Origin of the sequence: Phyllobacterium sp. LjRoot231 (assembly GCF_964253365.1) — a bacterium.
Taxonomy (GTDB): domain Bacteria; phylum Pseudomonadota; class Alphaproteobacteria; order Rhizobiales; family Rhizobiaceae; genus Phyllobacterium.
The window spans coordinates 652813-666631 of the sequence record NZ_CAXUQT020000001.1 but is presented as its reverse complement, the minus strand read 5'-3'; the positions used below and the strand labels follow the sequence as shown (position 1 = coordinate 666631).

General features: G+C 55.5%; 11 protein-coding genes. 5 read left to right on the top strand and 6 right to left on the bottom strand.

The features are described 5' to 3' along the window. Positions 1 to 47 precede the first annotated feature (47 nt). The 5 genes from ACSQ3H_RS03175 to ACSQ3H_RS03155 all read left to right on the top strand — a co-directional run bounded on the left by ACSQ3H_RS03175 (position 48) and on the right by ACSQ3H_RS03155 (position 6237). Positions 48 to 446 (top strand): FixH family protein, encoded by a 399-nt coding sequence (locus tag ACSQ3H_RS03175; protein WP_436115703.1) that lies wholly within the window; start codon positions 48 to 50, stop codon positions 444 to 446. Beyond that, positions 443 to 1870: an efflux RND transporter periplasmic adaptor subunit gene (locus tag ACSQ3H_RS03170; RefSeq protein ID WP_436115702.1), complete on the top strand. Its 1428-nt coding sequence runs from the start codon at positions 443 to 445 to the stop codon at positions 1868 to 1870. Before ACSQ3H_RS03175 ends, ACSQ3H_RS03170 begins: the two co-directional genes overlap by 4 nt. Continuing rightward, positions 1867 to 5043 carry an efflux RND transporter permease subunit gene (locus tag ACSQ3H_RS03165; protein ID WP_436115701.1) on the top strand — a complete coding sequence of 1059 codons (3177 nt, stop codon included), beginning with the start codon at positions 1867 to 1869 and terminating at the stop codon, positions 5041 to 5043. The genes ACSQ3H_RS03170 and ACSQ3H_RS03165 overlap by 4 nt, the downstream gene beginning before the upstream one ends. A gap of 438 nt (positions 5044 to 5481) precedes the next feature. Next, the gene (locus ACSQ3H_RS03160; RefSeq protein WP_436115700.1) at positions 5482 to 5754 is read left to right on the top strand and encodes a hypothetical protein; all 273 of its coding nucleotides are present in this window, start codon (positions 5482 to 5484) and stop codon (positions 5752 to 5754) included. Between the two features lie 15 nt (positions 5755 to 5769). Further along, positions 5770 to 6237, top strand: a complete 468-nt coding sequence (locus ACSQ3H_RS03155) for a DUF411 domain-containing protein (RefSeq protein WP_436115699.1) — start codon at positions 5770 to 5772, stop codon at positions 6235 to 6237. Between the two features lie 89 nt (positions 6238 to 6326). On the opposite strand, the gene ACSQ3H_RS03150 is transcribed toward ACSQ3H_RS03155, so the two are convergent. From ACSQ3H_RS03150 to ACSQ3H_RS03125, 6 genes are all read right to left on the bottom strand, one after another. After that, positions 6327 to 6755, bottom strand: a complete 429-nt coding sequence (locus tag ACSQ3H_RS03150; RefSeq protein WP_436115698.1) for a hypothetical protein — start codon at positions 6753 to 6755, stop codon at positions 6327 to 6329. A 1465-nt stretch (positions 6756 to 8220) separates the two neighbouring features. Further along, a complete protein-coding gene (locus tag ACSQ3H_RS03145) occupies positions 8221 to 8850 on the bottom strand; it encodes a response regulator transcription factor (protein WP_436115697.1) in 630 nt (209 codons plus the stop codon). Then, positions 8850 to 10490, bottom strand: coding sequence for an ATP-binding protein (locus ACSQ3H_RS03140; protein WP_436115696.1), 1641 nt, complete (start codon positions 10488 to 10490; stop codon positions 8850 to 8852). Before ACSQ3H_RS03140 ends, ACSQ3H_RS03145 begins: the two co-directional genes overlap by 1 nt. Before the next feature lie 265 nt (positions 10491 to 10755). Next, positions 10756 to 12093, bottom strand: coding sequence for an extracellular solute-binding protein (locus ACSQ3H_RS03135; RefSeq protein ID WP_436115695.1), 1338 nt, complete (start codon positions 12091 to 12093; stop codon positions 10756 to 10758). 18 nt (positions 12094 to 12111) lie between these two features. Continuing rightward, a complete protein-coding gene (locus ACSQ3H_RS03130) occupies positions 12112 to 12972 on the bottom strand; it encodes a carbohydrate ABC transporter permease (RefSeq protein WP_436115694.1) in 861 nt (286 codons plus the stop codon). Further along, complete coding sequence (locus ACSQ3H_RS03125; protein ID WP_436115693.1) at positions 12972 to 13751, bottom strand: carbohydrate ABC transporter permease; 780 nt, start codon at positions 13749 to 13751, stop codon at positions 12972 to 12974. Before ACSQ3H_RS03125 ends, ACSQ3H_RS03130 begins: the two co-directional genes overlap by 1 nt. Between the last annotated feature and the right edge of the window lie 68 nt (positions 13752 to 13819).

Genomic DNA, 13819 nt, shown 5'->3' with positions numbered 1-13819 from the left:
CGACTGCCGTGCGCAAAACACGGTTCATGACAATCGGAAATTGAATTATGAAAAACCATCGTTCTATGTTTGCGGGCCTCGCGCTCGCCTCTCTCTTCGCGTCCGTATCCCTGGCCAATGCTGCCCCGTCCGACTACGAATTTCAACTCGTCAAAGGCGAAATCCAGAAGGCTGACGCAGCGGTCATTGCGGTCAAGCTGATCGACAAACGCTCCGGCAACCCGGTCGATCATGCGGTGATCTTCTCGACACGCGTCGACATGCAACCGGATGGCATGGAGATGATGACGACACCTGCAAAGGCAATGCCAACGACCGAACCGGGTGTCTATTCGTTCCAAACCAACCTGTCGTCGGAAGGAAACTGGCGCTTTTCCGTAGCTGCCAAAGTGCAGGGCGAAGACGGCACAATCGAAAACAAACTGGTTTTCAAAGTCGTACAGTGACACGCCTCACTTCCGCACTCGTTCTGGTCGCCGTCATCGCGGCGGCCGGAACGGGCGGCTATTGGGCGAGCGAGAAGGACTTGCCCAGGGCTGTCATTGCAACGTTTTCGGAAACCGCCGAGGCCAGAACCTCTGTCAACGTGGCCGCTACAGGTGCGGTCATCTACTACCGCCATCCCGACGGATTGCCGGAATATTCCGGCAATCCGGTCAAGACGCCGGACGGGCGGCCATTCCGCCCGGTGCTTGCCAGTGAGGATGTAAGTTTTAACGTAGCCAAACCGGAAGACCGGAAAACGCCGGAGAAACCGGAAAAATCCGGTGCGCGCAAGGTTCTCTATTACCGCAATCCTATGGGCTTGCCGGACACGTCGCCGACCCCGAAAAAGGACGGGATGGGCATGGATTACCTGCCTGTCTATGACGGCGAGGAAACCAATGACGGCTCGGTAACGATATCGGCGGGAAGGCAGCAACTTTCTGGTGTGAAGACCGCGCTCGCCCAGATGGGCACGATTGTGCGTCCGGTCCAACTACCAGGCACCGTCCAACTGGACGAACGGCGTATCAGCGTTCTTTCCACTCGCACAGAAGCTTTCGTCGAAAGCGTCGCCAACGTGACGACAGGCGACGTCATCGCCGAGGGCCAGCCGCTCGTCAGTTTATACGCCCGGGAAATCACAACGGCGGGAATTCAGTATGTCAACGATCTCAATGCCGCTGTAGCCAACTCGACCGGGGGTGGCAGGGTGCGTCTGGAAAATCTTGGCGTACCGGAAAAGGCCATCACCGATATCAGGGACACCCGCAAGGTTCCGACCTCGATCACGTTGACAGCACCACGACGCGGCGTCGTTCTCGAACGTGCAGCGGTCGAGGGCATGATGGCGGCACCGGGTGCCGTCCTGTTCAGGATCGCTGACACTTCCCATGTCTGGGTCATTGCCGATGTACCCGAATATGAGCTTGAGGCCGTCCGTAAAGGCGCGGAGGCTACGATCAAAATCCGCAGTCTTCCGGACAAGGAATTCAAGGGAAAGGTCGATCTTGTCTATCCGGAAATTCAGTCGCAGACGCGGACAGCCAGCATCCGCATCGAATTACCCAATCCCGATGGCCTCCTGCTCGCCAATATGTATGCGGATGTCGAGATTGCCTTGGGAAAGGGCAACCAAGTTGTCACGGTTCCCGACAGTGCTGTCATCGACAGTGGTGATCGCCAGGTCGTCATCGTCGACAAAGGCGACGGCAAATTCGACCCGCGCAACGTCAAGGTCGGCATGCGCGGTGATGGCATGGCGGAAATCAGCGAAGGCATCAGTGCCGGCGACAAGGTCGTCGTCTCGGCCAACTTCCTGATCGATGCCGAAAGTAATTTGAAGTCGGCTCTTAACGCCCTCGCACCTTCGGAGGCGAAGCCATGATCTCGCGCATCATCGAATGGTCGGCCCGCAATCTCATCATCATTTTCTTCGCCTCGGTGATGGCGGTCGGTGCGGGCATCTATGCCATCCGCACGTTACCGCTGGATGCGATCCCCGATCTCTCGGACGTACAGGTCATCGTTTTCACCGATTATCCCGGGAAGGCACCGCAGGTCGTGGAGGATCAGATCACCTATCCGCTGACGACATCGATGTTGACCGTGCCGAAATCGAAGGTCGTGCGTGGCTTCTCATTCTTCGGCGTGTCGTTCGTCTACGTCATCTTCGAGGACGGCACGGACATGTACTGGGCCCGCAGCAGGGTGCTCGAATATCTGAACGCTGCGGCGAGCCGCTTGCCCGCAGGAGTTTCACCGAGTCTTGGGCCCGATGCCACGGGTGTGGGCTGGGTCTATCAGTATGCGCTTGTGGCCAAGGAACACTCGCTGGCGGAACTGCGCGCGATGCAGGACTGGATCGTCCGCTTTGGCGCATCCAAGGCCGAAGGCGTATCGGAAATCGCTGGGCTCGGCGGTTTCGTCAAGCAGTATTCCATCGTTGTCGACCCGGCCAGGCTCAAGTCACAAGGCGTGACCTTGGACGAGGTCGGCGCAGCTGTCCGTGCCAGCAACATGGATACGGGCGGGCGGACGGTCGAACTGTCCGAGTTCGAATTCATGGTGCGTGGCCGTGGCTATCTGAAGAACGTCTCCGATATCGAGAATATCGTCCTCAAGACTGAAAATGGTGTACCGCTGCGGCTTTCGGACGTGGCTGCGGTTGAAATCGTTCCGGACGAGCGGCGGGGTATTGCCGAATTGAACGGTACTGGCGAGGTTGCGAGTGGCATTGTCCTTCAGCGCGTCGGCTCAAATGCCCTGACGGTCATCGACAACGCCAAGCAGAGCCTTGCTGAAATCAAGAAGAGCCTGCCAGCAGGCACCGACATCGTTCCCGTCTACGACCGCTCGACACTGATCGATGCTGCCATTGAAACGCTGAAGAAAACCCTGGTCGAGGAAAGCATCGTCGTCGCTCTGGTAACCATCATCTTCCTGCTGCACGTGCGCAGCGCGCTCGTTGCCATCATCATGCTTCCTGTCGGCATCCTGATCGCTTTCATCGCGATGAAATGGCTGGGCCTGGGTGCGAACATCATGAGCCTCGGCGGTATCGCCATCGCTATCGGTGCGATGATCGATGCGGCCATCGTCATGATCGAAAACGCCCACAAACATCTGGAGCGTGCACCGCCCGACAAGCCGCGCGTCGATGTGCTGATCGAAGCGGCCGCCGAGGTCGGTCCGGCCCTGTTCTTCAGCCTGCTGATTATCACAGTGTCGTTCATCCCGATCTTCACGCTTGAAGGACAGGAAGGCAAACTGTTCGGGCCATTGGCGTTCACCAAGACGTTCTCCATGGCTGCTGCCGCACTTCTGTCGGTGACCCTGGTGCCCGCACTCATGGTTCTGTTCGTTCGCGGCCGGATTATTCCCGAGCACAAGAACCCGGTGAACCGCTTTCTCATTGCCATCTACAGGCCGGTGATCCGGGTGGTCCTGAAGGCAAAATATCTCACCATCCTGCTGGCAATCGCTGCGCTTGTCGCCACGGTCTGGCCCGCACGCCAGCTCGGCAGTGAGTTCATGCCGAACCTTGATGAAGGCACGCTGATGTACATGCCGACAACCTTGCCTGGAATATCCGTCACCAAGGCTGCCGAATTGCTGCAAACGCAGGACAGGATCATCAAGTCGTTTCCGGAGGTGGAATCCGTGTTCGGTAAATCGGGCAGAGCGGATACCGCAACCGATCCAGCTCCGACCGAGATGTTCGAGACCATCATCAATCTGAAGCCCAAATCCGAATGGAGGCCGGGCGTCACTGCCGACAGCCTCAAGAACGAAATGGACAAAGCGCTGCAATTTCCGGGCGTGTCGAATGCCTGGACGATGCCGATCAGGGCACGTACCGACATGTTGTCGACGGGCATCCGCACACCTGTTGGTGTCAAGGTATACGGTACAGACCTCGCCCAGATGGAAGGTGTGGCGAGACAGATCGAGCAGGTTCTGAAGACGGTTCCGGGAACGTCAAGCGCTTACGCGGAGCGGGTGAACGGTGGCTACTTCCTCGACATCGTGCCGGACAGGGTGGCGCTCGGACGCTATGGATTGTCCATCCAGAACGTCCAGAATGTCATCTCCATGGCGCTCGGTGCGGAAGAAATCACCCAGACCGTGGAGGGGCGTGAACGCTACGGTGTCACCATCCGCTATCCGCGTTCGCAGCGAAGCGACCCACAGGCCATTGCCCGCGATGTGCAGATCGCTCTGCCGGGTGGTGGGACGATACCGTTAGGTGAAGTCGCCAAGGTCGAACTGGCGCGCGGGGCAACGTCGATCCGCACGGAAAACGGCCAGCTGGTGGTCTACATCTTCGTCGACATCTCAGGTCGCGATCTCGGCGGTTATGTTGAGCAAGCAAAGCAGGCCGTCGCCGATCAGGTCAAATTGCCTGCGGGCTATTCCGTTGCATGGAGCGGTCAATTTGAATACCTCGAACGGGCCGAAGCCAAGCTGAAGATTGTCGTTCCGTTGACGCTGGCGATCATCTTCCTGCTGCTCTACCTCAACTTCAAGGCGCTGACGGAAACGCTGATCGTCATGCTCTCCTTGCCGTTCGCCTTGGTCGGCGGCATCTGGCTGATGTGGTGGTTAGGCTTCAACACCTCTGTTGCCGTGGCAGTCGGCTTCATCGCTCTCGCTGGCGTTGCCGCCGAGACCGGGGTGATCATGCTCATCTACCTCGATCATGCATTGACCGAAGTCAGGGCAAGACGTCAGGCGCAAGGAGGCGAGTTCACGCGAGACGACCTCAATGAGGCAATCATGACGGGTGCGGTCGAGCGTGTTCGGCCGAAGATGATGACGGTCGTCGCCATCATGGCGGGACTCCTGCCCATCCTGTGGAGCACCGGAACGGGATCGGAGGTCATGCAGCGTATCGCCGTGCCGATGATCGGCGGCATGATCTCGTCGACGCTGCTGACGCTCATTGTCATTCCTGCGGTCTACGGTTTGGTCAAGGGCTGGCGGTTGCCCGTTTTGCGGGCGGCAGATGGAACACTTCGTGAAAGGAGTACGGACGATCTGAAGTTGGCCGCCGAATGACGGTCGATGCGATGGCTGGCAGGTTCGGTTGTCTTCGCGCCAACCGGGCTGCCGGAAGGGAGGTGTCAGAAAGAATGGATGCCGACAGCAGTGAGTGGGTAGCACTTTGGCCTTACGGGCTTCTCATAATTGTCTTGGGAGCCTGGGCGGTCCATCTTTTCCTTGCGCCGTCAAACTGGCCCGAGTGGGTCGGCGCAGGGTTGCTGCAGACTTTTATCGTCGCTCAGATGTACGGCTTTCCGCTCACCCGCTATTTTCTGACAAGCATTGTGCCAATCGACACCCCGCTGATTCATTCCAGCGGTCACGTTTGGCATTCAGTACGAGCAATACCGGGAAGTGGTGCCGATGTTCGTTCCAGGTTGGTAAATGTCCGCACACCGTGTTCAGATAGGTTCCCTGAGCCGTTGCAACATCAAAAATGACAGGAGGATCGCAATGTACAGTTCATTGAAATTCCTTGGGTTAGCCGCCACAATAATGGCTGGGCTTGCGCTCACATCACCGATCTTTGCTGCCGATGACAATCAGTCTCCAGGCTCAAACATGGGTTCTGGCATGATGGAGCACGGCGGCATGATGGATATGATGAAGCAGATGAACCAGATGATGGAAAGCTGCAACAAGATGATGCAAAGTACTCCCGATTCCGGAAAGCCCAACGAGCAGTGGCGCAAGGATATGCCGATGCAGCCTGACAAGAAGGGGTGATGGAGGGACGATCTGATGAAGAAACGTGAATTCATTTGCACGGGAATCGCAGCAATGGCCGTTGTCATGACTGCGAGGAAGGCAGGTGCCGAGACACATTTGTCGATGACGATCTACAAAGACCCCAATTGCGGGTGCTGCAATCTCTGGGCGAAAGCGATGGAAGATGCCGGGTTCACCGTCGAACGGGTGGACACGGACGATCTGCCGGGCGTCAAGAAGCGCTTTGGCGTGCCCGCCTCCGTCGAAGGCTGCCATACGGCGGTTGTCGGTAGCTATTTCCTCGACGGGCATGTGCCGCTGGAGGCGGTGGCAAAACTGCTGTACGAGAAGCCCGACATTGCCGGATTGGCGGTGCCTGGCATGCCTGCGGGATCGCTCGGAATGGGCAGTGATCCCAAGGCCAGCTACGATATCTACGCCGTCGCCAAGGGGCCGGAGCAGAAGACGTCAGTTTATTACGAAGTCAGACCCAAGAACTGAGTTAGGAGCGGCGATGACCGCCACTCAGGCTGGACTCAGAACCGATAGCACTCACTGCATGAGTCCAGCCGGAGAAACGCCAACTTCGTTCAGGCAGGGATCAGAATGCCTATCGTGTGAATCCCAACCACCTTGCTGGTGTTTGTCGCCATGTCCGTCTTGCCTTTGGTGCACGCGTACATCTCGCCTTCTTTTATTTTGAATTCCCTATCTGGCTTCTTGATCGTGAACTCACCCGCCGTGATATAACACAGCATGTCATTGTCCATGACGGTTTCCGGGGCCACCGCTCCGGGCTGGAACACGATATCTACCACGTTGATGCTCTTGTAGGCGGGGATATCTGACTTAAACGTGCCCAACTCAACTATTCGGACACCCGGGGCAAGCTCCTTGCCATCCGTTTTGCTGTACTTCTTGGTCTTGGCCACAGCCGGGCTTGCCGAAATGAGCAGAGGCGTTGCGGCGGTCGCCGCTAAACCGAGTGCCAATGCCGACCGACGATTCATGTCTTTCATGGCTTCCTCCCATTTTTTGCATGCGGGATGCACCCGCATGGGAGTAGTGCACACCCCACAAAGCGACCTGTCAAACAATTTAGCAAGCTTACTTCCGTTGAGGCCCAACTGGTCGTTCAGTGCTGCGCTTCGCAATTACTCACGGTTCCAGTCTGGTTCGCCCACAAACCAAAGTATGACTCGATCAAACCAGCGCGTTATTCACCCGCACGTTTGTATGATGGAGCATCCACCGCTGCCTCGCTACTATCAGATACAAGAGAAGTCACGCAAGAATGGTAGCTATGCGGATCAGTCCTCTACACGACCAACCTGCTCAGCACGAAATGTTTTCGACATCCGCTGGTGTTTTGGGCAAGAACAGCCGTTCGAGCCTCTACCGTTCCTACAATTCTGTAAGCCGTGCGTTTCTTGCACATGACGGGTTTCGCCTGTCTTTGATCAAGCACCTTTGAATTCGGGCCAATCAAGTCCGAATTGGAAGCCGATTCCTCCTGATACCAAGGATTTGAAGCTATGGAGAAGCTAGATACAATTTGGATCACGCTGTTTCTACTGGGTTCAGCCGCTATCGTGACCTTGGCATTTACCATCGGCGATATATTCGTCTTGTATTGAGCCTTTCAGACTGCTGCGGCTGAACCGAATCTCCATCAATAACGGCCATCTACATCGTATTAATTCTTGTACCGATCAATACTGGCATGCATTTGAAAAGAACTATGCGGTATCAGAAAATTATCACACAGAATATTGTATAACAACGTATATGCAAATCAATTAATATTTATTTACAGCAACTAAGGTTGTCGTTTGCAAATGTCTTTATTACTTTTTGTTAACTAGCAAAATTGGAAATTACCATTTAGAGTAGCTTTGTAGACCGGGTACCGCCGACGATGGACAACGTCCAGCGTGACACGACGGAACTGGACGGTCTTACAGCCGGGTGACAATGTCACCCTCACTTCCGGAGACGCCCAAAATGCGCTCTTTGATCTTAAGGACGGCACTGGCCGCCTTGTTTATCTCCACTCCATTCGCAACCGCTTTTGCCGCTTCTGGTGGCCACGGCGGCGGCTCACACGGTTCAAGCGCATCCCACGCTTCCCACGAGGGGCGCGCAGGCGAGCATGGTCATCGTGCGCCCAATACGAATGACGATGATACCTCCATGAATGATGCTCCCCAAACATCCACCTTGCATTTGTTCCGTTGAGTTGGCGACTGCGTTCGCAGTTTCACCCGCATTAGTCCGGGCAGGGCCAGATCTGCGTTGCAGAAAGGAAACGATCGCCCCCGGGACATCCCGGGGGCGATCGCTCGAGGCTTGTCGCCTTTGCCGGTGTTGTGCATCGGTACACCAGCAACCTTTTATAACGGTACTAAAAACCTGTAACTATCTGTGAGTTACATGCACCATCGAGAGACTGGATGATATCATACTGGGGTTTAGGTTCTGGCATTACTTGTTCAAGATGGGCCGAAGCGCCTCGTAGGCCTTGACGAGTTCCGCAAAGGTTCGCACACCCATTTTTTCCATCAGATGGCCGCGATGGATTTTTACAGTTATCTCGCTCAGGCCAAGTTCGCCCGCAATCTGCTTGTTCATCAGGCCGCTCGTCACCAGGGCGATTACCTCGCGCTCCCGAGTCGTCAGGCTTTCGTACCGCGTCATCAGCGCAGACAGTTCGCCATCGCTGGCCCGGCGGGTCCGGTCAAGCACCAACGCATTCGAGACCGCATCAAGCATGTCCTGGTCGCGGAACGGCTTGGTAAGGAAGTCGATGGCACCGGCCTTCATCGCCCGCACCGACATGGGGACATCACCGTGACCCGTCATGAAGATGATGGGGATATTATTGCCAAGGTTCGCCAGCTGGTTCTGGAAGTCGAGGCCGCTGACGCCCGGCAGTCGAATATCGAGGACAAGGCAACTTGCGGCGGTAACCTTGGCAGGGCGGGCAAGGAGTTCCGACGTGGAGCCGAACAGCTCCACACGCATACCGACCGATTCGAAAAGATTGCCTAGTGCTTCGCGCAGGTGCTCGTCATCGTCAACGACAATGACGAGTGGCGATGTGAGTTCGTCCATCACCCGGCTTCCTCGATAAATGGAATTGTGAATTCGAACGTAGTGCCTGCTCCCGGTTCGGAAGTTGCATTTATGCTCCCGCCATGGGCATTCACGATCGAGCGGCAAATTGACAACCCCATGCCCATGCCGTCAGGCTTGGTCGTATAAAAGGGGCTAAACAGTTTTTTTCGGGTTTCAGGCGTAAGACCGGGGCCATTGTCGTGGATTTTTACGAGAGCCGCTCGTTCCTCGGCAAACGACTCTATAAGCAGCTTCCGGGTATTGCCAGCCGCGTGAGCCATTGCTTGAATGGCATTTAACAGCAGATTCAGAACGACTTGCTGCAGTTGTACCCGGTCACCGCTGACCTCCGGGAGATCGGCTGCAAGATCGGACCGCAAACTCACCTGATTGATGTCAATTTCGCGTCGAACCAGCGCCACCGTCTCATCCAGGACCTCGTTGAGATTGACGTGTATCGGCTTCGGAGATGCCTTTACCGACAGTGCGCGCAAGTTCTTGATAATGTCGCTGGAACGTTTTGCATCAGCGACCATGCTCTCCATCGAAAACTGAACCTTTTCCAGATCGGGCACTTCCCTCCTGAGCCAGCGCAAGCCGGCTCCTCCGTTGGTGACCACGGCGGCTAAAGGCTGATTGAGTTCATGGGCGATCGATACCGTTAACTCTCCAAGCGTTGCCACGCGCGCGACATGCGCCAACTCTGTTCGCGCTGCATGAAGCTGGTTCTCGGCTTCCCGCCTGTCGGTTACATCCATGATGCTGATCAGGACCATGTCGAGAGCCGGGCGATTTGCGGGAAAGGCGACGTTATAAAGAACAATGCGTTGCCGGCCTTCCGCATTGTCGATCACCGTTTCAGCTTCATAGCTGGACTTCCCGGACCAGATCGATGCGAGGAACTTCCAGGCTGAACTCTCCATTTCCGCGCTAATGAGTGTCGGCAGCAGCATTTCCAGCGTGCCGATATTTGGGACGTTGAACATGTTCAGAGCAGTATTGTTGGCATTGGTCAGCTTGATCAATTTTAGCGCTTTGCGGACGAACCCAGGATCAAGGTTTTCCGCATGGTCGATGTCTCGCACGCCGTCAACCTTGAGCTTATCGATAGCGGCTTTGAGACCTGTGAAATCCATCTGGAGGATGCCGACACCCGCCGCCGAAAAAATAGTGCGGTAACGCTGTTCACTTTCGGCCAAAACACTGATCGCAGCTTTCACCCTGAAGGCAAGGAATGTTGTGATTCCAATGGCAGCAAGGCTGACGAAGCAACGTCCTATAGAATCTTCAAATGCAGGCAGTCCTTCCCCGTGCGAAATCAAAAAGCCTAGAACCGTAAGTCCCATGCAGCCGGCACCGATCAGTACAAGCCCTGTCTGGGTCGCAAAGTTAAGGGATAACAACACCACGAGCACGTAGAGCACCGCAATAGCAATGTCCAAGGTTGTCAATGTGTCGAGCAGGAAAACCGCTGCAGCAATGAGTGCTGCAGCGGGTCGTGAAAATCTTGATGTGTTCAGGCATGCAAAATTGATGATGATATTGAAACCGTGGCTTGCCAGCCGCTGAGCGATGGCTGCTCCGATACCCCGTGGGGCCCCTGTCACAATCGCTGTTTTTCTCTCGTCCGTGGACATTGTTGCCCCCTTTAGCAGCCGTCTCGCAGCAAAGAAAGGCCCTATGACGAAGAAAGGAAAGTTTTGAAATGTTAATAGTTGTTAAGTTGGCGCTTCAGGAGAATGGAGTATTCGCCATGCCCTCTCAGTGTATCTTGCTCATCTGCGGTAGGGGCTCGAGAGCATCGATTGGGACGAGTTCTTGAAAAATTCGACAAAACCAGCTGTCATTTCTCTATCCGGATAAAACACAGGATGCCGGCACCAGTAGCTACCCGGCGTCAGGTCAGGGCCTTAAGCGATTGAATTTGCGCCTCCAACTGTCAGCGACGGTCTGCAACGCATCTCTGGCTGTCGTTTGACCTTGCAGTGTACTTGAAATGCCCGCGCGGAGATCAAGCTCGAGTGAGCCCCAATTGGCGTCATTCGGATTGGGCTGAGCGGTCTTCATCTGCGCAGCGGCCGCCGCGGTCCAGCCGTACGCTTCAACGATCTCCGGATCGGTCAAAACGGAGAGTCGAGCGGAAGCATTTCCCTTTTCCATTGACCGCCGGGCCCATTCCCTGCTCGTGACGTGCTGAATGAATTCGAAAGCCCATCCCTTGTTCTGTGATGCTGAAGGAACAGCGAACGACCATACAAAAAACGGGCTCTTGCTCTGTTCAGCTTTCTGAGCGCCCGGCACGACAGTCCAACCCCACCGCCCAGCTGTTTTCGACGCTTTCGATTTGTTCAATAGAGTGCCTGAGGCGTTCAGCGTGACAGCCATGGCATAACGATCGTTCTGACCGTTCGCAATTATCTCGTCCCATTCCCACGTCACTGCCTCCGGAGGTATGACCCTGTGCTTTGTCATCAAGTTCCCATAATATTCCAACGCACCGATGGATTCTTCAGTATCGATCGTGATCTTCCTCGTCTTCAGATCGTAAAACGAACCACCCGAAGACAACAGGAACGGGCAGAAGTGGTTGCTGATCGCCGGCCCCTGACGACCACATGTTCCCACGCCGTACCGGAGGGGCGCACCTGTACTTGTCAGAGCCGCCGCAGCGGCCTGAAATTCGGCGAAAGTCGATGGTGGGCTTGAAAAGCCTGCGGCCTCGAGCAACTCCTTTTGGTAGTGGAATATATACACAGTTGCCCGATAGGGAATGCCGCATAGCTTACCATCAACGGACACCGCATCGATCGTTCGGGGGGGGAAATCATCCATGTCGAAATCAGATGCATATTTGCCGGCGGCGGATGCCAACAAACGATTATGATCCTCAACATAAGCGTGCATCCATCCGACCATGGAGGAACCCATCTGCACGATATCGAAGCTCGTGGGTCCTTGGCCGGACATTTCGGCCCGGCTCCGTACGACAAGCGCCTCCATAGGCAACTGCACGTACTCGACGTCTATGCCGGTGTCATTTTTGAAGGCGGGGATCGCGTCCTGAAGGATTGTTCCTTTCCAAGAGGCGTTGTCGCCGAGGACAACGAGCTTGGCAGGCTTTTCCCCAAGCTCCGCGCGAGCTATCGTTGGCAAGCCGAGCGCGGCAAGATTGATTCCAGCCAAGGTCGATCCAAGCAGCGCGCGCCGATTGATCAGGCCTGCCTTCCCCGAACCGGACATGGCTCCCTCCATCACCTGTCAGGTAATCCTAGCATCATTTACCGCTCCTGACGACAGGCCAGGTACAAGGTGCCTCTGAACGATCAACGAGAACACGATCACGGGCAGGAGCACCAGAATGCCGGACGCGGCGATGGCTCCCCAATCCGTCCCTGTCTCGCTACCCGCGTAAGTGCTCAGGAGGACTGGCGATGTTCGCGTGGTGCTATTGGTGAGGATCGCCGCGAAGATGAAGTCGTTCCACGCAAGAAGCAACGACAAGATAGCCGCGGTCGTGATACCCGGTTTGGCCAAAGGCAGGGCGATCCTGAGGAAAGCGCCCGTCCGAGACGCGCCGTCCATATAGGCAGCTTCTTCCAAATCCCGGGGCACGCTTTTGAAGAAGTCACGCGTGACCCAAACAATCATGGGAAGACTGAATGTTGTGTAGGCCAGGATGAGGCTTATCCTGGAGTTGATCAGTCCCACAAGACTGAACATCACATATAACGGCAAAAGCGCCGCGATTGGCGGCAGCATGCGCATAACCAGGAGCGAAAAGAAGATGAGTTTGCGACCAGGGAAGCGGTACCTGGCGATGGTGTAGGCCGCAGGTACTCCAGCAAACAGAGATACCAAAACCGTTGAAGTTGTCACCAAAAAGCTGTTCCAGAAGGAAACCAGAAAGTTCCCCTCGGATAAAACCGCGAAGTAGTTCTCCATAGTCGGCCACCACAGAAAAAGTGGCGGTGTCGTGAATATTTGCTCGCGTGTTTTCAAGGACAGTCCAAGAACCCAAAGCAGTGGCAGCAGGAAGAGCAGAAGCAAGCAGATCAATGAGGCATACAAGAAGGCGTTGTAGAATCCAGTCCTGCAGGACATGCGCGACAAGAATTTCATCAGTCGGTTTCCTTTTGACGTATGGTTGCTATCAGGAGCAGACAGACCGTCAGGACGATCGCGAGCATAATCCACGATGCAGCTGAAGCCAGCGTGAGATCGAAGCTGAAGAAGGATGTGTGATAGACGTAAATGGAGAGTACCAACGTCGCGTTGGCTGGCCCGCCTGCCGTCATCACGTAAACATTGTCGAAGGCTCTAAACTCAAAGATGATGCGGAGGAGCGTCGCCACGAGCAAATAGGGCGATAGGAGCGGCAAAGTTATATGACGGAACAGTGCGATCTTGGTTGCGCCGTCGATCGTTGCCGCTTCTATTATCTCTTTCGGCAAGGACTGTAGCCCCGCCAGGATAAGTAGGGCTACGAACGGTGCGTTCTGCCACACGCTCACCCCGCCCACTGTGATGAGTGCGAGCGTCGGGTTGCCGAGCCAGATGACCGGCGATCCCATGAGATAGTCGACAAGGCCATAGGTGGGGTCGAGGAGGAGTTTCCAACAAAGCGCAGCGACAATAGGGGTGACCATCATCGGGACGATCAATGCTATTCGAAAGAAGCGGATGAACGGAAGATCCAGATTTAGAAGCAGGGCGATCGCCAGCCCGATCAGAATTTCGAGGCAAACTGTTGCAGCAGTATAACCAAGTGTAAGCCAGAGGCTTGCGACGAACACCGGATCTGCGAAAAGGTCCCTATAGTTGCGCAGGCCCACAAAGGCAGCTTCCGAAACAGGTTGGTCAATTGACCAGGCAACGAAGCTCATGATCAATGACAGCATTAGCGGAAAACCAAATACTGCAACGCTAAGGGCTACGGTGGGTAATATAGTTAGCGGAACAAAACATA